Consider the following 20,393-nt stretch of genomic DNA (forward strand, 5'->3'; position numbering starts at 1 on the left):
CCACTTAACCAGCCAGCCAAAGCGGTGGTGACCATGACTGACGCTCCCGACCTCGAAACGATGGGCTACATCATTGCCGCAACATGCCTTGAACCTAAGTCGCGGCGCGTTATACGTCCTCATGTGCGCCCGAATCGCACAGTCCACCGGCAGATTGACCGAAAGCCTCAACCGATCGGGCAATTCAACGAAGAAGGCGATATGGGCCCCTTGGCGAAATTCATCCTGCGAAGGATCCGGAAGAACCGACACGTCACGGGCGCCGGTAGCTACCTCATGGGCGACGAACATAAACAAGTGTACGTAGTAGCCGAGGGTTCAAGCACCGGCATGGTGTTCGTCAACCGGCATGAGTCCTGGCACATCGGCAGGTATGGCGCCGGCATCCGTGGAGCGCTCCCAATGGTTGAGCAGCTTATCGGAGATATGCAGGAACACTTTCGCATGGTCGCTGCAACTGAGGTGCAGGCATGAAACTGGTAAAGGTTGCTGAATATCAGAATCAGCCCAATGAGTATCGCTGGGGCGCGCACTACGAGTGCAGCAACGGCGAGTTGGCAAGCGCATTTTCCTCAAGCCGTGACGAGGCGATGCGACTTGCCGTGGCGGTAGGTGAAGAAATCGAGGATGAGGCGACGAAATGACCGCCCCTATGGATTTCTTCTGGCGCGACATCCAGACCGTTAAGGGTGCCATCCGTGCTGCCCTGGCGCTTCCGCATGTGGACATCGGCGAGCTTCGTCAGGTGCAGGCCAGCGGGGCGTACACCATCGATCCTGAGCCGCCGAGTATCCCAAGCCACGAGCCGCACCGCCTGACGATTAAGGATGCCCGAGCCATGCGGACCAAGGCATGGCACGACAACCCGCCGAGCATCGCGGAACTGTTTGCGCTGCCCATTCTTTCGCGGGTGGCGATGTGACAAGACTCTCTTGCCCATGGCGATTAAATCTGGCCCTGTCAAGTCAAGTTCCGGAGAACAGTGCCTACATCGTTGCCGCTCAGCCGGGGACATCATGGGAGGGAATGACGCCTGCGCAGGTGCATGCCGAGGTGATCCGTTTGATGACGGAGTTCCCAACCAAGGCACAGCGCCTTGCCATCGAAGGCTACCAACAGGTGGGGCCTTGCTGAATGGCTGAGAAGAAGGCGACCGATTGGGAACGCATCGAGGCGGACTACCGAGCCGGCCTTCTTTCCGTGCGCGAGATTGCCGCAGCCAATGGTGTGAGCCATGTGGCCGTGATGAAGCGAGCCAAGAAGGACGGGTGGGAGCGTGACCTGTCTGCCCGCATCAAGGCAAGGGCTGAGGCACTGGTTACCAGCCGCCAAGTTACCGCCGAAGTTACCGCTGAGCGTTTGGTTACCGACCGGGCGCTTGTGGAGGCCAATGCGGAGGTTATCGCTGGTGTCAGGCTCAGCCACCGGAAGGACATCAGCACGGCCAGGACTCTCGCCATGAGCCTGCTGGACGAGCTTACGCACCAGACTGGCAATGCGGACTTGTACGAGCAGCTGGCTGAACTCCTGATCGATACGGGAGATGACGAGAAGGACAGTGCAGCGGCCACGAAGCGCTGGCAGGCCTTTAATGCTGCGATGAGCCTGGGTGGTCGAACCAAGGTCATGAAGGACTTGGCAGACACGCTGCATAAGCTGATCGGTCTTGAGCGTGAGGCGTACGGACTGGTTGAGGCCAAGAAGCTTGAGGTGACAGGGAAGGATGGCAAGCCGCTGGGCAGCAAGGAACTCTCCGACGACGAACTGACGGCTATAGCAGCAGGGCAGACGGCCAATGGCTGACGGATCGATCACGCCATCGGAGGCAGCGCGGGAACTCCTGCGCCGCCGCCGTGCGCGTGAGTCGCTGGTGGGATACAGCCAGGCCATCACCATTCCAGGCGCCCCGGTCAGCGAAGATCCCGACGAGTGGTTGTTTAAGCCCATCGAGACGGCGGTAGCCAAGCACCATCAGGTGACGATGGAGGCTATCGACCGCTGCATTCGTACGGATTACGGCCGGCTGATGATCTTTGAGCCTCCGGGCTCGGCTAAGTCCACCTATGCCAGCGTCGTGGGCACGACATACGCCATGGGTAAGTACCCGGGCCTACGCTGCCTGATGACGAGCTATGCGGCCACACCGATCATCCGGCACAGCAAGCGCGCTCGCCAGATCGCCAGCAGCCCGGAGTTCAAGGGCATCTGGAATGCTCAGGTGGTGGGCGGCAGCAACGCCGCGGACGAATGGGAGTTAACCAATGGCTCCGGCATGTTTGCCGCGGGCCTTATGGGTGGTCTGACGTCCAGTCGTTGCGACCTGGGCATCATCGACGACCCGGTAGCGGGCCGAGAGGAAGCCGAGTCCGAGACGATCCGGAAGAAGACCAGGGCTGCCTACGACGATGACTTCCTGACGCGTCTCAAGCCCAAGGCGTCAATCATCATCATTCAGACGCGCTGGGCGCAGGAGGATTTGGCCGGCAGCATCTTGCCCGAGGACTACGACGGCCGTAGCGGCCCGGTGGAATGCCGTGATGGGCAGACGTGGGAAGTCCTGAACATCCCAGCACAGTGCGAGCGTGCCGACGATCCCGTGGGTCGTCAGATCGGCGAATACCTCTGGCCTGAGTGGTTCAGCGAGCGCCACTGGAACATGTACAAGGCCAACGCCCGTACGTGGTCGTCCCTGTACCAGCAGCGGCCTGTGCCGGACGAAGGCATTCATTTCAAGCGCGAGAACTTCAAGCGCTTCAGTGATAGCGAGACACCGGCAAACCTTCGTAAGTACCTGAGCAGCGACTTTGCTACCAAGGAGAACGCAGGCGACTTCACTGCTCATGTCCTGTTTGGCATGGACGAGGAAGCAGACATCTTCATCCTCGGCGGCTTCAACGATCAGGTGGAGACGGACAAGGGCGTATCTGCGGCTCTTGACCTTGTAAAGCTGCATAAGCCTCAGCTGTGGCTTGGCGAATCGGGTGTCATCGAGTCGGCCATTGGCCCCGAGGTGAAGCGCCAGATGCGCAAGCGGCAGAACTATGCCGCGCGCGAGCTTCTTCCCAGCATTGCCGACAAGGTAGCCCGTAGCCGCGGCTTCGCAGCCCGGGTAAGCGCCGGAACTGTATGGGTTAAGGAGGGTTCATTCGGTGATGCCCTCATCGAGCAACTGATTGCCTTCCCAGCTGGCCGCTATGACGACCTAGTTGACTGTTGCAGCCTGATCGGCCGCGCACTTGACCAGCTGATGGATGCCGAGCCGACGAAGAAGGACCGCGAGAAACCCATCGCGCCCTTCAGCCGGGCCCATATCGAATCCCTCGACCGCGACCGCGAGCACGAGGCACGTGAGCGTAAGAGGTACTACACCTAGTGGACATCGAGAGAATCATCACTCTGACCTTGAAATACTTTCCTGAGAGTGGGGAGATCCTGCGCAATGGCCGAAAGTGCGGCACGGTTAATGTGCATGGTTACAGGGTGATTCGACTAAGCGACAAAGGGTGTTTCAAATTCCTCTATGCGCATCGCATCGCGTGGTTCATGGCGCATGGAGCGTGGCCTATTCATGATATCGATCACATCAATGGGGATAAGTCGGATAACCGCCTCTGCAATCTTAGAGAGGCGACTCGCGCTCAGAACCTATCGAATCTTGGCAAAAGAGCCAACAACTCAACTGGGTTCAAAGGCGTATTCAAGGCAAAGATGCGATGGAAGGCGCAGATCCAGATACGAGGGAAAGCCGTTTACCTCGGACAATTTGGAACGCGTGAAGAAGCATCCGCGGCCTATAACGAGGCATCGCGGCGACTTCAGGGTGAGTTTTCATATCTTAACGGAGTAGCCGCATGAGTGTCCCGCCGAACGAACTTGGCCCGCTCAGCCTTGGAATGGCCTCTGCCGAGGCTGCCAGTCATGCCGACGCCAAGGCTAAGGCCACGGAAGAAGCCGACGTCAAAGCGTGGCTGGCCCGCATCGAGGAAGCCCGCAAGTTCGACGAGGGCGCCCGGAAGCAATACGCCATCGACCGCAAGCACGCCAAGCGGCGCCGCGGGGCCTTTGAGGTAGACGTTCCCATTGCCGGAACCTACGTCGATATCCTGAAGTCGTTCCTTTACGCGCGCGATCCTGATCTCGACGTCATGCCGGCCGAGTCCACCCAGCCGCCGCCCGAAGACGAACTCATGCGGATGGCGAAGCAGGCTGTACAAGCCGATCCGGCCACGCAGATTCAGGTTCAGCAGGCAGGACAGCAGGCGTTCGATTCATCTGCACAGAAGAAGAACGTCATCGTCCAAGCCGTCGCTCCGGCTGCGACCAGGGCGCTTACGGAAGGTGGCGGCCTGCCTAGCTCGCTCCCGCAACTTCCGGATATCGATCCTGACAGAGATGCTGAGGAAGCATCGCGATCCACCCTTGAGCGGATCATCCAGGCCAAGGTGAAGGAGCTTAGCGAGCCCTATCAGCAGCGCAGGGATGATGCCAAGCAATTCGGATCGACCCTTGAAATCGTCGTGTCCCGACTGTGGAAGAAAGCGAGGCTGAAGGATCAGGCCAAACCGCAGGTAGGTTCGGCGCTTACTGTGGGTATCGGTTGGCTCAAGGCATCCTGGCAAGAGCGTACCGGCGAAGACCCTATTGTTCGGTCGCAGATAAACGACCTTCAGGACAATCTCAAGCGTCTTGCTGCCACACAAGCCGAGCTTGCCGAGGGGGCGCCGAACCCTGACGAACTGAAGGCCGATATTGAGCGCCAGATTCAGGGCTTGCAGGCGAAGGTTGAGGTGGTCGTGGCTCGCGGCATGGCTATCGACTTCGTGCAGGCCGAGGATATCCAAGTGGCGCCATCCTGCGGCGTGCTGACGTCATACCGCGATGCGCCTTGGATCGCCCATCGAACGTTCATGGGTAAGGAAGCAGCTAAGGCGGCATTCCCGTACATCGCCGAGAAGATCAAGAGCGCGACATGCTACGGACAGGTCAAGCCGTCCGACCCGACGAACAGCGATGCGTCTAGTGGCAACAACCCGAACGTATCGGCTACCGAAGCCGACTCGTACCGTAAGGGTGGGGAAGCCACGGCCAAGATGTCAGAGGCAAACGATGTGTGCGTCTGGGAGGTGTGGGATAAGGACTCCAACACTGTTCTGACGCTGGTTGAGGGCGTTCCTTGCTATGCCCGGCCTCCGTACACACCTGACCCTGGCACGTCACGCTTCTACCCGTTCTTCCAGTACGTCATAGGCGAGGTGGACGGCGAGCGGCACCCGGAATCGCTTATCTGCCGTTCGGCGCCTCTGTTGGATGAGTACGACCGCGTTCGTTCTGGCTACGCCGAACATCGCCGCCGCATTCGCCCTAAGACAGCCTTTGATGCGACCAATCTGGCACCGGATGAGGTGGCTAAGATCGAGGGCGCCGGCACGCAGGAGATGGTTGGCCTGAAGCCGCAGCGTCCAGGCACGCCCATGTCTGACCTCCTGTATCCCGTTGCCTACGCTCAGATCGACCCGGCGCTGTACGACACTGGCGTCATTCGTGCCGAACTGGAAATGATCTGGGGCATTCAGGAGGCTTTGTCGTCCAGCATCCGCACGGCGAAGACGGCGACCGAAGCCGAGATCCAGCAGACCGGAACCAACGCCCGCACAGGCTACATGCGCGATGGCTTGGATATGCAGTTCGGTGAACTGGCCGAGTACACGGCTGAGGTGGCGATCCAGAAGCTCAGCCGAGAAGACGCGATTGCCCTGGCTGGCCCGTGGGCCTTCTGGCCCGAGGGTATGACCATCGACGACCTTGCATCCCTTGTGACGGTCGATATCAAGGCTGGGTCCAGCGGCAAGCCCGACACAACCCGCCAGCGTCAGGCGTGGGCGACCGCTATGCCCCTGCTTCAGAACGCCATTGTGCAAGTCGGCCAGCTTCGCGGTTCCTCGCCTACCGACATTGCCGACTGCATCGAGGAACTGGTTTCCGAGACGCTGGCCCGCACGGGCGACCGGATCGACGCGGCGCGCTTCCTGCCGCCTGCCCCGGATGCTGACGCTATGCCTCCGCCGCAACAGCCACCCGCTACGCCTCCCATGGCTGGGCCTCCTGCACCGATGAGCCAGCCACCTACCGACAACGCACCGACTGAGGACATCCCGAATGCTGCCTGATCAGACCGAAACCACCGAAACTGTCGTGACCGAAACGCCAGTAGCCGAGACTGCACCCGTAGAGGTAACGACTACCGAGACGCCGAAGGTAGAGACGGCTGTCGATATTGACGCGGAGGCCATTGCTGCGTTCGACAAGGGCATCACCGAATCCGTGGAAGCACCGAAGCCAGTCGAGGCCAAGACGGCTGCCGACGTTGCCGCGGCAGCAGCTGCGGAGAAGACGGCCGATCCGAAGGCCGCAGCCCCTTCGGCTGCTGGCGGTGCGCCTTTGACCGTCGATCATGCCAAGAAAGAGGGGGATGCCAAGACTCCGGCGGCCGACCCGGAGACGGATGCGGCTGTTACCGAACTTGGTCTGAAGGGAAAGGCTGAAGCGCGATTCCGCGAAATGGCTGGCACCATCAAGACCCAGGCGCAGGAGTTGGAGCCGCTTCGTCAGGAGGCTGCGCGTGCCCAGCAGTGGGAGGAAATGGTTCTTGGCACCAAATCCACCCCGGAACAGTTCGGTAACGCGTTGAGCTATCTCGCCGCGATCAACTCTGGCGAGCCAACGGCGATGAACCAGGCGTTCGATTTCCTGCTTGGTGAGCTTCAGCTGCTTGGCAAGAACCTTGGACGTGAAGTCCCTGGCTTGGTCGATCCTCTGGCCGATCACCCGGACTTGGCCCAGGAAGTGCAGTTCGGTGAGATGACCCGAGCCCGCGCGCTGGAACTTGCCCAGGCTCGCACGACGACGACTAGGGTTGCCGAACGTGACACCCGCAGTGCGGCCGAGCAGAAGCAGCAGAAGGAGTACGACGACGGTATGGAAGCGGTAAAGGGTCTAAGCGAGAAGCTGAAGGCTGAAGACCCAGACTTCATGCGAAAGCTGGAAATCGTGGCTCCTGTGCTGGATACCATACGTCAGACCACGCCGCCGTCGCAGTGGGTGGCGAAGATCACGGATGTGTACAACCGCATCGTGCTACCGCCTGTCGTGGCAGCCGCGGCTCCGACTCCCGCTGCCCGTGCACCCATCAGCGCCATGCCTCTCCGGGCCACCGGAGCAGGGCAGACGATGCAGAAGTCGATCAAGGATTTGTCCGACATAGAGGCTTTTGACGCGGGCCTTGCATCCGTATCCCGTTAACCAACCAGAGAGGGAAGCAGAATGAATATGGGCATGAAAGACAAGAAAGACGACAACTTCAATCCCGCCAACGCCAAGAGGCGCCGAACTGGCCTGGATAAGGGCTCCACTGACTGCTAGGCCTTGACAGTAACTCGCGGTGCGGCATGGTCGCACGTAGCGGCACAGCCGCACCGCGAAGCTGAAAGCCGGAGTCGCGCCCGGTAGCGCTGAATGAGAGTCGCGCCCTCGAACGCGGAGAGAACAGGCCAAAGGGCCTCCTTTCCTTCTTCGAGGATTTACTCACATGCCCGTCAACGCAGCGCAGCTTGCCGCAGGCGCGAACTACCAGATGCAGTCGTATGCGGCAAACGACCCCATCGATCAGGTCAATACCGACAAGCCGTTCATGAAGTGGCTTCTTGCCAACAAGCAAGAAGTTGTCTTCGGCAACGGCGTGTTCAACGAAAAGGTTCGGATCAGCAACGACTCGAACTACCAGAACTACAGCGGCGACGATCAAGTCACCTACAACCGAAAGGATGTGGTGCGCCAGGCGCCGTTCCAGCACTACGAGGCCCATGATGGCTTCGGGCTCAACGAAACGGAACTTGCCAATAACGGCATCATCCTCACGGATGACCGCGAGGCGGTACCGACCGACGCCGAAAAGATTCAGATTGTCAACCTCATCAAGACCAACCGTGCCGCACTCAAGGATGGTTTTCAGGAGAATTGGGACTTGGAAGTCCACCGCGACGGCTCGCAGTCGTCCAAGGCGGTTCCCGGCCTCGATCTGCTCGTCAGCACCACGCCGGCCGTGGGCACCATTGGCGGCATCGACGCGTCAACCTCTCTGTACTGGCGCAACAACGCCGATCTGAACATTTCCACCAGCACCGAGGGAAACCTCACGGCGGAGATGGAAAAGATGTGGCGTGCCTGCACGACCTACGGCGGCATGATTCCCGACTTCATCGTCTGCGGCGCGGCGTTCTACGACGCCTACCGTAAGGATGCCAACCAGCAGACGAACCGCCAGATCGTCGTCACTGGCCGATCCGGTGTGGACGCGGATGCTTCCACCGACAACGTGTACTTCAAGGGCCGCTTGGTGGTCTGGGACCCGACGTTTGAGAAGCTGGACGCGATCCTGGGCGCGATCACCTACCCTTGGACGAAGCGCTGCTACTTCCTGAACTCCAAGACGCTGAAGCTGCGTCCGTTCAAGGGACGCTGGATGATCGACCGCACCCCGGCCCGTATGTACGACCGGTACACGCATTACTTCGGCGTGACGGCTGACTACGGCCTGACCATCAACAAGCGCAACGCCAACGCGGTGCTGTCCATCGCCTAACCGACATGGCGCCCTGCTCAGGTAGGGCGCCAGGAGACTGATATGGGAACTATGACGCTTCCTCTCGCAACGGCCCTCGACATCACCGCGACTGGCATTGGTGCGGGAATCCGTTGCAATAAGACGCCGTTCCTCGGCGGCCAGGGCCGCAATGCCCTGCTCATCAACAATGCCGCCGTTGGCGGCTCCGGTGTGGTGAAGATTCAGGGTAATCCCTCGAACTCGGCGACTGCCCCGGCTAGCGGCGATTCCGGTTGGACTGACATCGTGTCTCTGACGGCTACCTCTCCATTGGAGCAGGAGATCGTTCTTCCGAACTGGATTCGCGTGAACGTGACTACCCTTGGCACGGGCACCGTGACCATCATGTTGGAGGGAGTGCAGTAATGGCTACCGAAACCACCAGCCAGGCCTCGGCCGATCAGGAAGAAGTGGTCGCCCTGACGCAGCTGACGGTGATCATCGACCGCGGCGCGGACATCAAGCTTCCGACGACCATCTACGAGTACGAGCTTCCCATCCTTCAGGCCATCTATGGCGAGGATCTGGTGGCAGTCGTGGACGAGGACGACGTGGAAGTTCCGGCTTTCACGGCCAATGAAGCCCATGATGCCCTTCGCCGGAAGTACGCTCAGAACATCGATGCTGTGCTCTCGGTATTCCCGCGCCCGTCCGCTTTAGCCAAGTCCAGCGGCTTGGATGTGGAAGAAGACGCCAGCAAGGGCAAGCTTCAGCAGTCCGCCGTGATGGACCACAAGAAGGCGACGAAGAAGACCGCCGCCAAAAAGACCGCCGCGAGCAAGTAAGCGGCTGGGCAAAAGGCGCCCCGGTGCAACGCCGGGGCGTTCCCTCATCAGGAGTCGTCATGGCCGACACAATCGAACTGAACTGCGACTGTGACGACGACTACCCGTCCGAGACGCTACAGGACATCCGCAACTTCTTGATGATCCGACTTGGGTTTGCCGCCATGCTGGCAAGCCCACCTCCGGGCATGACGGAACTTCTTAACTCCTTTGCGATCAGCGCGCAGAACCAGCTTTACCACCGGTATTCGGCACTTCGCACTCGGCGCTGGTTCACCTGGAACCTTGCTGCGGGCGTGCGGTTCTACGATTTCGACGCCAACAACGATACGTGCACGCGCAAGCTGGACCCGCGAAAGGTCGTGTGGGTTGGGGTGTCACAGGGCGATGACGTCTGGCGTCCGCTTATCCAAGGCATTGCGCCAGAGTCGTACTCAAGCCGCATCCAGAGCATTCCGGATCACTACGAAATTCGGCAATGCATCGAGATATGGCCGGCTCCCTCTGACGACACGTGGCGGCTACGTGTAAAGGGCGACTTTGGGCTCGATCCCTTTGCCGCCAACACCGATAAGACGACCATAGATCCGGAGGCCGTCAAGCTTCACGCGCTGGCCTATGCCAAGGTGCACTACGGGCAGCCAGACGCAGCCAATTATGCGACGGCTCTAACGACCTACTTGGGCGATCTGACGGCCGAGGCGCATGGGACGCGTCGCTATATCCCGGGAGCTGTCGAGATTCCGAATGCGGTCCCGCCGAAGCTGATCGGAGGTTATCAGCCGTGAGCCAGCGGCAGGTAACGCTTTCGGCAGTCAAGGCGGGCATGACGCGACTCCGCGACAAGGGCGGGGCGTCTCCCGAATCGCTCTACGAACTGACCAATGGCTATGTCGATGCATCGCGGTCACCGACGAGCCGGCCAGGCACAAGCTTGGACTTCACGCTCCCCGCAGGTACGAAGGGCCTTTGTGCCTTTCAGGGCAAGCTCCATGTGTTCGCCACAACTAGGATCGTGCCGAGTAATCCCAAGTACGTGGTCAACATCTTGAAGCACCCAGATGTGTCATTCACTGGCGGCATCAAGAAAATCCACTTTGCCAAGCCGTTCTTGGGTTACCTATACGTAGTGGCTGAGTTCGACGACGCCAGTGTCTGGCATTACTGGCTACAGGCGCCACCGATCTGGCAGCCGAACACCATCTATGGACTTGGGCAGCTTGTCAGGCCATCCACCGAGAACGGTTTCTACTACCGCTCAAACAGCGCGAGTAAGGCACCCGTATGGACGGCGAACACGCCTAAGCAGCTTGGCGATGTCGTTCAGCCCACGACAGCTAACGGCTGGGAGTATGTGGTTACCGAGGTAACCGGAACACCGACCACTGGCTCTACGGAGCCATCTTGGCCGACGCAGGAGGGCGCTCAGGTCTTCGAGGGGACCGATAGCACCACCGTGCCATCGGACGAACTATCTGGCGGCTCTGGCTCGGGCGCGAATAGCCCTGACCAGTCGGTGAAGGACCGCTATGGGGATGGTGTCTAGCCATGGCGGATAAGTGGGTAGCCGGAAAAACCTACGTTCCCGGCGCACTGGTTCGTCCAGTCACGCAGCCGAACGTTGCCAGCGGCCAGCCGACGAACCCATCGTTCGAGAATGGCGCGACCGGGTGGTCGCTTCCGAGCGGGTATTCCGTTACGACTGGTGCCCACTATGAAGGCTCCCATGCGCTTCAATACGATGGGTCTGGTCAAGCCAGTGCTGCCAGTACTGACAAGCGGCCCGTAACGCCAGGACAGAGCATCACCGCTAGTTGCATGGTGCAGCAAGGCGCTTCATCGTCCGGTAAGGCTGGTGGTGCCGTCCTTCTCCTTTGGTACGACGCGGCGAATAACCTCGTTTCCTATAAGTCTGGCAACGAGATCAACAAGGGCAGCGGTGGTTCCTGGCAGAAGTCCAGTGTGACGGACGTGGCTCCCGCCAATGCTGCCTTCGTTGCGGTAGGTATTTCGTGTGCGAAGAACAGCGGCTATTCCATGTGGGTCGATGCCGTCTCATGGGATTACAACTACTTCGTACCTTCGGCCGGTCTCGTGTACAAGGCGGTTCAGGCTGCCCCGGGAAAGAGCGGCGCCACTGAACCGGCATGGCCGCCTGTCCTTGGACAGCAGGTCATCGACAACGAGGTTATCTGGGAGGCCGTATCCGCCTCGCAGATCGTCTGGACGGCACGTCCTGTCAACAAGAGCGGGGCTACTGAGCCGGTGTGGCCTACCGCCACGGGCGGAACGGTCCATGACGGCACTATCGATTGGGAAGCCACTACGCCGCGGATCACCGATCCGAATTGTCCACAGACCAAGATTGTAGCTATCGCCGCAAGCAAGGTCTATGCGGGCGATGACGACATCATTCGCTACAGCGCCACGGTCAATCCTCTGGATTGGTCAACGACGGATGACGCCGGCTATCTGCCCTATGGCTTGCAGAACTACGGGGCTAACCCCGTCCAGGCGATGGGCCTGTATCGGTCGAATCTCGTCGCCTTCAATGCCGAAGGCTTCCAGATGTGGCAGGTGGATGAAGATCCGGCCTCGATTGCGCTACTTGATGCGCTCCCGGTGGGATCGACACAGCATCTTGCGCTTTCTCCGGTATCCAACGACTTGTTCTTCCTTTCATCGCAAGGCGTCAGGTCGATGGGCATCGCCGCGGGCTCGATGAACCTCAAGGCTGGCGATGTAGGTATTCCCATTGACCAGCTTGTTCAGGAGGCTATCAATGCAGGCATGGTTATCCCTCTGGCGACGTATGTTCCTAGCCTGGGGCAGTACTGGCTCGCCTTCTCGAACTACAACCCAGACAACCTCTTGCTGCGCCTTACCGGCACCTTGGCGAAGGGGCAGATCGGCACCCCGTATTCCTCTGGCCTGACGGCCCTTGGCGGTACGGCGCCGTATGTGCTCTGGGAGATCACCGAGGGAACACTCCCTAACGGGCTGGCGATCAACCCGGCCACGGGCCTCATTACCGGAACGCCGACGTCATGACCGACGAAAACATCCTTCGCGCCTCGATCAAGGGAAAGGTCGTTAGCTGGTATCCGCTGGACGGAAATCTGAATGACGTAGCGGGCGGGAACAATCTCAATATCGGCGTTTCGTCAGCGGGCTATGCCGCTGGTAAGCATGGGCAGATGTTGCTAAAGAACAGCCGTGCGGCGGGCCTCCTGGCATCACCGTTTCCATTGACGACGAGCAATGCTCTGTCCATTGGGGGCTGGATTTACTACGACGGAACGGCTGCGTCACTCAACCTTTTTGGCCTCTCCTTCGACTTCAGCGCCAAGAACACCGCCTTCAATATGGCTGTCACCGCCGCAGGCGCGGTGCACCCTGGGTCATATCCCAATACAACGGACGACCAGTATTTCGTGGAAACGCCCGCTTTCACGATCAGGCGATTCCCGGTGACCGTAAGGGTGACGGATAGCGCAGGGAACAAGGCCACGTCTGAGCAGGTAATAGCCATCGGAGGATTCCCTCCGACAGCCGGGTTCTACTTCGTGGTGGCTCGGTTTATCGGGCAGACCATAGACGTGTTTGTGAATGGGTCGCTTGCAGCCGCATCGGTTCCGCCCATGCCAACGCCCAGGGCGGGGCTCGTTTCCTACTTCCAGATCGGGCAGCAATTCGGCTCGGCGAACACAAACTGCGGACTGGACGAACTGTTCTTCTGCCAAGCGGCCCTTACGGAGGAGGAAATCTCTTGGCTGTATAACGACGGCGACGGCCGTAGCTACTTCGAGTTGGGGTAACCATGGACAGCACGGTCTTTGTCTACACGATGAGCCAGATTGGGAGCGTCGGGGCTTGGTCCCGGTACGTTTTTCCATTCCCCATTGACGATTTTACACAGCTGGCCGACGACCTCTACATCCGGTCAGGGGATGACGTTCTGAAGATGGACGACAACGAGGTGACCGACTATGCCGGTGATCCTAGGGAGCAGCCATTTACTGGTGTCATTCAGTGGCCGTGGCTTGACTTCGGCGCCCCTGGGGTGACCAAACAGCTTGTCGGCTTCGACATCGTTGGAAGCGGGGAGACGTCGGTCCAAGTCGGGTATGACCAGTCGGCCAAGGGCATCTTCACGGCACCGTTTACCGTGCCTGCTGATTCTGTCCCGGGAATGATGATTCCCCTGCCGATCATGGCACCAAGCATGAGCTTCAAGCTCACCTACGAAGGCGGCGAGAAATGGCAGTTCAACGCCTTGAACGTAACGGTCAACGACATGAGGCTAGGCGCATGATTTCGCCATCGCGCCCCGGCTCAAACGTCATTCCATGCACCCTTCTGCACCTTTTGTATTTGTGCGAGCGGATGCGGGAGGACGAGCGCGCGCAGTACATGGCGCTGAGTGGAGCATCCGAGTTCAGCCCGGAAACCGCGGCGGTCGGGTTCTTCAACACCCCAGGGCTGAAATTCACCGTGCTTGGCCCAGATAACTACCCAGCCGCTTCAGGTGGTGCGGAACAGATTGGGCCTGGCGTCTGGCAGACATGGATGGTCGGAAGCCCTGATGGGTGGACTAAGACATGGCGTTCGCTGACGAAGGCCGCCAGCTGGCTTGTCAACGGTCTTCTTGAGCAGGACGACGTTCGCCGGGTGCAGGCCACCTGCCTTTGCGCTCGATCCGCCGCAGCAAAGTGGTTTGAGCGGTCGCTCGGGATGCAGCTAGAGGGTATCTGGCGAAAGTACGGCCGGAACGGCGAGGACATTGCCATGTTTGCGCGCGTGGCGGAGGGCTGACGATGGGCGGCGGCGGTAACGACGCAGCAAAGCAGGCCCAGCGCGCCGAGGAACAGCGGCAGCGCAACATCCAGGCTTCGACGGGTAAGGTCAATGCCGTTTTCAATGACCCTAGCCGTACGGCTCAGTACGATCAGCTCGCTAAAGATACGACGGCGTTCTATCGAACTGACTTGGATAGGCAGAAGGCCGAGACTGATCGCAACCTCCGATTCTCTCTAGCTCGATCTGGGTTGGTGGGCGGCAGTGTTCAGGCCGATCAGAACCGAAAGGTAGGAGAGGACTACCTCAAGGGCGTGATTGAGGCCACGCGACGCGGTGCTGCCGCGGGTGCTGATCTTCGGGCCCAAGATGAGACGTCCCGGGCCAACCTCATCGCCATGGCGCAGAACGGCTTGGATGCGACGACAGCGGCAAACAACGCAGCCCAGGCGCTCCGTAGCAATCTTGAGTCGGGGAGGGCCACGGCTACGGCAAACGCCTTTGGCGATGCCTTCGGAGACTTCGCCGGCATCTACAAACAGAGCCAGGACGCCGCCGCGCTAAGGGCGGGGCAGAAGTACGCGTACAACACGCTCTATCAGCCCGGTTTCGGATACGGGGGGCGCCAGTGAACGAGTTGACCACCATCGATCTGCCGAACAAGCCAACACTTGAGCAGATCCAACAATTCGAGCGTGTTCTCGCCGAAGCGCCTCAGGCTGAGCATTTCACGGGCCATTATTTCGCCGATGGCGTCTACGGCCGTGCGTTGCTGATCAAGGCAGGTACAGCGCTTACCGGGAAGATGCACCGGCAGAGGCACCTCAATTTCTTGATGCAGGGAACCATACGGGTCTGGACCGAGGAAGGCATGAAGACCTTAGAGGCACCCCAGATCATCGTGTCAGAGCCCGGGACGAAACGTGTCGGGTACGCCATTACCGATGTGATTTGGGTAACCGTCCACGCGACCGACAAGACCGACCTTGGCGAGATCGAGGCGGAAGTCATCATCCCTGAAGATGGTAGCCCTGTGCTGCCGGAGGTTGCCTAAGTGTCGTGGTGGGCCGTAGGTACATTGGTCGTCACGACGGCGGCCAAGATCACGCAAGACCAGAAGGTCGCAAGGCGGCAGGACAAGCAACTTGCCCAACAGATCCGCACGCAATCCGCTCACCAGCAGGATGCTGACCAAGCTGTGTCCGACCTCATCACGAAGACTGCTGCGTCGAATGACCAAGGAGCGCAGCAGTCGCTTCTTGGCAACTTCATGCAGCAGATTCAGGACGCCAAGGGCAACGCAGCCGGTGGAATCACCCAGGCCGGAAATGTGTCGGACGCCTACAAGGCATCCGGTGCCGATGCAGCACTCGGGATCACTGACTACGGCAAGCGAGTGGCCGACCTGACGAGCCGGATCGATGCCCCGGGTTTACAGCGTCAGAACGAACAGGCCGACAGGCTGAGGTTTACCTCCGAGCTTGGCGGTATCAGCCGGGATGCGGCAGGGGATGATTTCCTGGCGCAGATGAAGCTACGGAACATCCGGGCCAACCCATGGCTGTCCGCGGGTATCCAGGCAGGGCAGGCCTACGCTGGCGCCCGTCTTGCCAATGGCTACGGGTCCACCTATTCGCCTAGCCAGGGTAGCGTCACGTTCGACCAAGGCTATGGCCGCAACCTACCTTTCGGGTGATCGACGATGGCAAGCGGATGGAGTGAATTGGGTGCAGCGCTCGCCGGAAACGGTGCTAGGCAGCGAGCCCTATATGAGCAGGGTGCCACTGGCGTGGCTCGCCTTGAGGGCTTGCTGTCCGAGGCAAGGCGCCGAAGGGACGAAGAAGCGGGCTATGCGGGTATCACCCCGGAAGCCATCAGTGCGGCGAATGCCAACCCATCCCAAGCAAGCGACCTTTTGGCGGCCATGTTCCACGCCGGGGTAGACCCACAGCGTCTCAGTGGATACCAGCGAGAAGCACTAGGCACGACGATCCAACAGGATGCTTACGACCGTGCGCGGAATGGCGCCCAGGTTGCTGACATTAATCCTCTACTCGCCGTGTTCAATGGTAAGCCGGTGGAAGTATCGACGGTGAAGGATGGCGTGTCATACAACGCCTACGCCACGCCGGATCAGAACACCTTCACGCCTACACAGGTTGGCTTGGCCGAAATCATGCAGAAGGGCGCCGAGGCCGATGCAGCCAAGGCTAGGGCGGCCAGCAGCTTCGCAACGGCCGCAAAGACCCGTTCAGAGATTGGCATGCCATCGTCTGGGGCCTCCACAGGCGCTCCGTCACCCACCAACTACGGAAAGCCACCGTCAGGCTACCGCTTCGACGCGGATGGCAATCTCAAGCCTATTCCAGGCGGTCCAGCTGATAAGCCAAAGGCGGACCCGAATGCCACTCGCCCGGCTGCCCCGCTATCCGCTGAGGCACGAGCCAAGCTGGGCCTGCTGGATGCGGCTCAGGAGAGCCTTGATAAGTATATTGCTGCCGCGTTTAAGATGGATGAGCAAGGAAACCTTGTTTACGATCCGACGTCGGCCGTCCTTGGACCGTCCAAGGCATTCCTCAATGACGCCATCAACGGAACACTTCGGTATGAGTCCGGTGCGGGCGTCCCTGATTACGAGTTGGCGGCTGCTCGGGACAGGTATGCGCCTTCGGTGATGAATAGGGATGCCACTAATGCCGCAAAGATCCAACTTCTGCGGGACAAGATCAAGCTACAGCGCGACACGCTGGTTAACGGTCCGCAAGGTGACCCATCCGCAGCGGCCGCCGCGCCTTCCTCCGGAAGTAGACTCCAGCCGGGTCATGTTGAGGACGGCTACCGCTTCCTCGGTGGCGAACCTTCTGATCCCAAGAATTGGGAGAAGCTGTGATGCCGGGTCCGTGGGAAAAATACCAAGCTGCGCCGGCGCCTTCATCCCCTCCCAGGCCCTGGGAAAAGTACGGAAAGACGAGTGACATCCCTTCCGCGTCGCCCCCGCCAGGGTACAGTGATGCTGATTTGATGCCGGTCGCTATGGCTCCTGACCGGGAGAAATCGATTGGCGAGCGCATTTCGCAAGTCGGTGACGAAATAGGTCGCGGCACGGCTTTAGCTGCAAGGTCTGGCCTGAAGGGATTAGCCTCGGTTGCCGACCTAGCTGTAGTCCCGGGCAGCGAATTGCTGAATCGCGGTTTCCAAGCTATAGGCATCGATCCAGGTAGGGCAACCAGCCTTAACGATTACATCGACGCTGGCTGGGCAAAGGCTGGCCTTCCTGTGCCTGAGACAACTGGCGAGCGATTTGCTGATCGGATAGGTCAGAACCTCTATGGTTCGGTGGGATCTGGTGGGGTTGGTCGTATCCTCCAGGGCGCAGAGAGCGCGATTGCCAAAGGTGTCGGGCGCGACCTTGCTAGTAACCTTGGCACTCAGGCCGCGGCGGCTATCACTAGCGGTGCCGCTTCCGAAGCGGCTAAAGAGGGTGGGCTCGGGCCGGCGGGAGAAATTGCTGCGGGCATTGCTGGCGCTGCTGTCCCTTCACTTCCTGCTGGCGCCATCGCCGCAACGCGAGGCATCTTCCGTGGGGGGGAGCAGGGACGCCGCGCTGTAGAGCAGGCCATCAATGATTTCGATGTGGCTGGGACCACACCAACGGTGGGGCAAGCGACAGGATCAAACTCCCGCTTAGCAACAGAAGCGGCGCTTGCGAAGGCCCCGGGTGCAGCGGGCGTCATGGCCGATAAGGCAGCCCAGCAGGCCGAAGAAATCCAGCGAGGTGTTGGCAATCTCGCCTCGCGCCTTTCCCCCGCCTCCGAGCCTGCGCAGGCTGGCCTTGCTATCGAGCGTGGCATAACAGGACAGGGCGGATTCGTTGATCGGTTCAAGGCCAATGCCTCAAAGCTATATGACCAGTTGGATAAGTACCTACCGGCAGGAACGCGTGTTCCCGTGACGAACACGCAGGCAGCAGCCCAGGAACTTGTTGAGCCCATAGCCGGCGCTCCGCAGCTTTCCCGCTTCTTCACCAACGGGAAGGTAGCCGACATAAAGAATGCTCTGGACGCGGACACGGTAGGCCCCATGGCTCCCCTTAACCGTCCAGACGTCTTGTCGGAGGTTCAGCGCCGTCAGTTCCAGGCAGCCGATCAGAATGCGGCTATCGAGCGACAGAACGCCATTAGAGAATCGCTGGGGCTGAAGGCGAAACCCGGCGTCGATCCGAACGCAGATATCCCCCAGCTTCTCGATGCAGCTACCGATGGGCGACTGCCCTATGAGGCTGTGAAGAAGCTCAGGACGTTAGTTGGACAGGAATTGGCTAACCCCTCCCTTGCGAGTGAGGTGAAGTCGGACGCATGGCGTAAGCTCTACGCGGGTCTGAGTGCCGATATGGAGGCAGCCGCCAACCAGGCCGGCCCCGAAGCCTCACAGGCATGGAGCAGGGCCAACAACTACTTCAGGGCCGGACAGAGCCGCATAGAGGCACTTGACCGTGTTGTGGATAAGGCAGGCGGTCCAGAGGCCGTGTTCAACGCTGCGACGAGCGGGACCAAGGATGGCGCTTTCACCATTCGCAACGTCATGCAGTCCTTGCAGCCAGATCAGCAGAAGGTCTTGTCTGCTTCGGTTCTTCGCCGTCTTGGCGCTGCTACGCCAGGCACGGCGACCGAGCAGGGCGAGTTCAGCATCAGTAGCTTCTTGACTAACTACAACCGCCTCAGCCCGCAGGCCAAGAACGTGCTTTTTGACCGCTATGGCCCAAACTTCCGCGAGGATCTGGATTCCATCGCTAAGGTGGCTGGAACTCTTAGGGGAGCTGTCAAAGTAGGCGCCAACCCATCGGGATCAGCTAGCGGCGTTGCGCACCAAGCGGCTCTGTTCGGCTTGGTGTCATCCGTCCTGTCTCAGAACTGGGGGGCTGCGGCCGCAATCGCTGGGTCCGCTGCATCAACCAATGTCCTTGCTCGTGCCATGACAAGCCCGGTTTTTGTTAAATGGCTGGCAAAGAGTTCAAGCATTCCGCGGTCCCAGTGGGCCGGATCAATTTCGGCTCTTGCACAACAGGCGAATGAAAAAGGCGACGAGAATGCTTCCGAGGCTGCATCTGAGCTTCAAAAGTCTCTAAAAGAGGCTCGCTACCAGCAAGATCAGGCAAATGGGCAGGCCCAGTAGGGCTACCAAGCCCCACGCCGTGAAGAATACGTTCTCGTACCACCGATATTCCTTCGCATACAGCTCGTCCACGGCCGGGCTGATCGTGAAGGATGCCTTGGGCTTGCTGTCTTGGATTGGCTCGGCCATGCGCCGGAGCATACCACCACGCCTTGAACGTTGCCTGCCATGGCCTAAAACGGGCAAATGAATATGAAGCCCTCAAATGCGGCCTTTACCCTGGCAAAAGCCAGCGAGGGGCTTCGACTTACAGCCTACCCTGACCCGGGGACAGGTGGCGCCCCTTGGACAATTGGCTATGGGTCCACCTCGGGGGTGAAAGAGGGTGACGTGATTACCCTCGACCAAGCCGAGGCACGACTCGACCGCGACCTCATGAACGCGGCGGCGGTGGTCAACCAGAAGGTGACCGTGCCGCTTACCCAGAATCAGTTCGATGCCCTTGTGGACTTCGTGTTCAACTTGGGCGGCAAGAACTTCTCTAGCTCGACACTACTCCGGAAGATCAACGCTGGCGACTACGAGGGCGCCGCGGCCGAGTTCCAGAAGTGGACCCTTGCCGCTGGCCGAACCCTACCCGGATTGGTCATACGGCGCGCGAACGAACGTGCACTGTTCGAGGGCAGGGCATGACCGTGGCAACGAAGCGAGTTCTTCTCCAGCATCCCGCCTATCGTTCTCTCCGCGAAGCGGCGAAAAACATCCAGTGTGCGGCGGATGTCAAGGATGTACCGGATAAGGCCATAGAGCTTTTACAGAACGCCCGTGCGAATGTGACTGGCGCCATAGATGTACTGATGGAGCGCGACCCCCTAAAGCACCGTCTAGGCATGATCTGTCTCATGCTTCAGGAGTCCACCTCCTACAAGGTCGATAAGGTGGAGGGCCAGATGGTCGAAGTGGTCGATGTGACCGACGACTACATGTTCAGTTGGGCCATTCGTGAGCTTCACCAGCTACCCGTGAAGTTCCGGTCTTGA

The 20,393-nt window shown here is 59.9% G+C and carries 24 protein-coding genes; all 24 read left to right on the plus strand.

What is annotated here, in order from left to right; translation table 11 throughout:
• Positions 1-33: 33 nt before the first annotated feature.
• The 24 genes from FHS47_RS08615 (at position 34) to FHS47_RS08730 (ending at position 20,393) form a co-directional block, all read left to right on the plus strand.
• A complete protein-coding gene (locus tag FHS47_RS08615; RefSeq protein ID WP_167025704.1) occupies positions 34-474 on the plus strand; it encodes a hypothetical protein in 441 nt (146 codons plus the stop codon).
• On the plus strand, positions 471-644 hold the full coding sequence (locus FHS47_RS08620; protein ID WP_167025707.1) for a hypothetical protein: 174 nt from the start codon (positions 471-473) through the stop codon (positions 642-644). Before FHS47_RS08615 ends, FHS47_RS08620 begins: the two co-directional genes overlap by 4 nt.
• Positions 641-922 (plus strand): hypothetical protein, encoded by a 282-nt coding sequence (locus tag FHS47_RS08625; protein ID WP_167025709.1) that lies wholly within the window; start codon positions 641-643, stop codon positions 920-922. Before FHS47_RS08620 ends, FHS47_RS08625 begins: the two co-directional genes overlap by 4 nt.
• Before the next feature lie 212 nt (positions 923-1,134).
• Positions 1,135-1,803 (plus strand): hypothetical protein, encoded by a 669-nt coding sequence (locus FHS47_RS08630; RefSeq protein ID WP_208381867.1) that lies wholly within the window; start codon positions 1,135-1,137, stop codon positions 1,801-1,803.
• A complete protein-coding gene (terL, locus tag FHS47_RS08635; RefSeq protein WP_167025712.1) occupies positions 1,796-3,373 on the plus strand; it encodes a phage terminase large subunit in 1,578 nt (525 codons plus the stop codon). Before FHS47_RS08630 ends, terL begins: the two co-directional genes overlap by 8 nt.
• Positions 3,373-3,855 carry an HNH endonuclease gene (locus tag FHS47_RS19745; RefSeq protein WP_167025715.1) on the plus strand — a complete coding sequence of 161 codons (483 nt, stop codon included), beginning with the start codon at positions 3,373-3,375 and terminating at the stop codon, positions 3,853-3,855. The genes terL and FHS47_RS19745 overlap by 1 nt, the downstream gene beginning before the upstream one ends.
• Positions 3,852-6,167 (plus strand): hypothetical protein, encoded by a 2,316-nt coding sequence (locus FHS47_RS08645; protein ID WP_167025718.1) that lies wholly within the window; start codon positions 3,852-3,854, stop codon positions 6,165-6,167. Before FHS47_RS19745 ends, FHS47_RS08645 begins: the two co-directional genes overlap by 4 nt.
• Positions 6,157-7,299, plus strand: coding sequence for a hypothetical protein (locus FHS47_RS08650; RefSeq protein ID WP_167025721.1), 1,143 nt, complete (start codon positions 6,157-6,159; stop codon positions 7,297-7,299). Before FHS47_RS08645 ends, FHS47_RS08650 begins: the two co-directional genes overlap by 11 nt.
• Before the next feature lie 286 nt (positions 7,300-7,585).
• Entirely contained in the window at positions 7,586-8,638 is a 1,053-nt protein-coding gene (locus tag FHS47_RS08655) for a phage major capsid protein (protein ID WP_167025723.1), read from the plus strand.
• Positions 8,639-8,689: 51 nt separating this feature from the next.
• Positions 8,690-9,025: a hypothetical protein gene (locus FHS47_RS08660; protein WP_167025726.1), complete on the plus strand. Its 336-nt coding sequence runs from the start codon at positions 8,690-8,692 to the stop codon at positions 9,023-9,025.
• On the plus strand, positions 9,025-9,444 hold the full coding sequence (locus FHS47_RS08665; protein ID WP_167025729.1) for a hypothetical protein: 420 nt from the start codon (positions 9,025-9,027) through the stop codon (positions 9,442-9,444). The genes FHS47_RS08660 and FHS47_RS08665 overlap by 1 nt, the downstream gene beginning before the upstream one ends.
• Before the next feature lie 59 nt (positions 9,445-9,503).
• Positions 9,504-10,232, plus strand: a complete 729-nt coding sequence (locus tag FHS47_RS08670) for a hypothetical protein (RefSeq protein WP_167025732.1) — start codon at positions 9,504-9,506, stop codon at positions 10,230-10,232.
• Positions 10,229-10,990, plus strand: a complete 762-nt coding sequence (locus FHS47_RS08675) for a hypothetical protein (RefSeq protein WP_167025734.1) — start codon at positions 10,229-10,231, stop codon at positions 10,988-10,990. The genes FHS47_RS08670 and FHS47_RS08675 overlap by 4 nt, the downstream gene beginning before the upstream one ends.
• Positions 10,991-11,262: 272 nt before the next feature.
• Complete coding sequence (locus tag FHS47_RS08680; protein ID WP_167025737.1) at positions 11,263-12,495, plus strand: Ig domain-containing protein; 1,233 nt, start codon at positions 11,263-11,265, stop codon at positions 12,493-12,495.
• Positions 12,492-13,262 carry a LamG domain-containing protein gene (locus FHS47_RS08685; RefSeq protein WP_167025740.1) on the plus strand — a complete coding sequence of 257 codons (771 nt, stop codon included), beginning with the start codon at positions 12,492-12,494 and terminating at the stop codon, positions 13,260-13,262. The genes FHS47_RS08680 and FHS47_RS08685 overlap by 4 nt, the downstream gene beginning before the upstream one ends.
• A gap of 2 nt (positions 13,263-13,264) precedes the next feature.
• Positions 13,265-13,759 carry a hypothetical protein gene (locus tag FHS47_RS08690; protein ID WP_167025743.1) on the plus strand — a complete coding sequence of 165 codons (495 nt, stop codon included), beginning with the start codon at positions 13,265-13,267 and terminating at the stop codon, positions 13,757-13,759.
• Positions 13,756-14,259 carry a hypothetical protein gene (locus FHS47_RS08695; RefSeq protein WP_167025746.1) on the plus strand — a complete coding sequence of 168 codons (504 nt, stop codon included), beginning with the start codon at positions 13,756-13,758 and terminating at the stop codon, positions 14,257-14,259. Before FHS47_RS08690 ends, FHS47_RS08695 begins: the two co-directional genes overlap by 4 nt.
• Positions 14,260-14,261: 2 nt before the next feature.
• Positions 14,262-14,873 carry a hypothetical protein gene (locus FHS47_RS08700; protein WP_167025749.1) on the plus strand — a complete coding sequence of 204 codons (612 nt, stop codon included), beginning with the start codon at positions 14,262-14,264 and terminating at the stop codon, positions 14,871-14,873.
• Positions 14,870-15,295, plus strand: a complete 426-nt coding sequence (locus FHS47_RS08705; RefSeq protein WP_167025752.1) for a hypothetical protein — start codon at positions 14,870-14,872, stop codon at positions 15,293-15,295. The genes FHS47_RS08700 and FHS47_RS08705 overlap by 4 nt, the downstream gene beginning before the upstream one ends.
• Positions 15,296-15,937: a hypothetical protein gene (locus FHS47_RS08710; protein WP_167025754.1), complete on the plus strand. Its 642-nt coding sequence runs from the start codon at positions 15,296-15,298 to the stop codon at positions 15,935-15,937.
• A 93-nt stretch (positions 15,938-16,030) separates the two neighbouring features.
• On the plus strand, positions 16,031-17,131 hold the full coding sequence (locus FHS47_RS08715) for a hypothetical protein (RefSeq protein ID WP_167025757.1): 1,101 nt from the start codon (positions 16,031-16,033) through the stop codon (positions 17,129-17,131).
• Between the two features lie 131 nt (positions 17,132-17,262).
• On the plus strand, positions 17,263-19,413 hold the full coding sequence (locus FHS47_RS08720) for a hypothetical protein (RefSeq protein WP_167025760.1): 2,151 nt from the start codon (positions 17,263-17,265) through the stop codon (positions 19,411-19,413).
• Positions 19,414-19,605: 192 nt separating this feature from the next.
• Positions 19,606-20,046 (plus strand): lysozyme, encoded by a 441-nt coding sequence (locus FHS47_RS08725; RefSeq protein WP_167027830.1) that lies wholly within the window; start codon positions 19,606-19,608, stop codon positions 20,044-20,046.
• Positions 20,043-20,393, plus strand: coding sequence for a hypothetical protein (locus FHS47_RS08730; protein WP_167025763.1), 351 nt, complete (start codon positions 20,043-20,045; stop codon positions 20,391-20,393). Before FHS47_RS08725 ends, FHS47_RS08730 begins: the two co-directional genes overlap by 4 nt.

This window comes from Luteibacter sp. SG786, from assembly GCF_011759605.1.
Taxonomy (GTDB): Bacteria; Pseudomonadota; Gammaproteobacteria; order Xanthomonadales; family Rhodanobacteraceae; genus Luteibacter.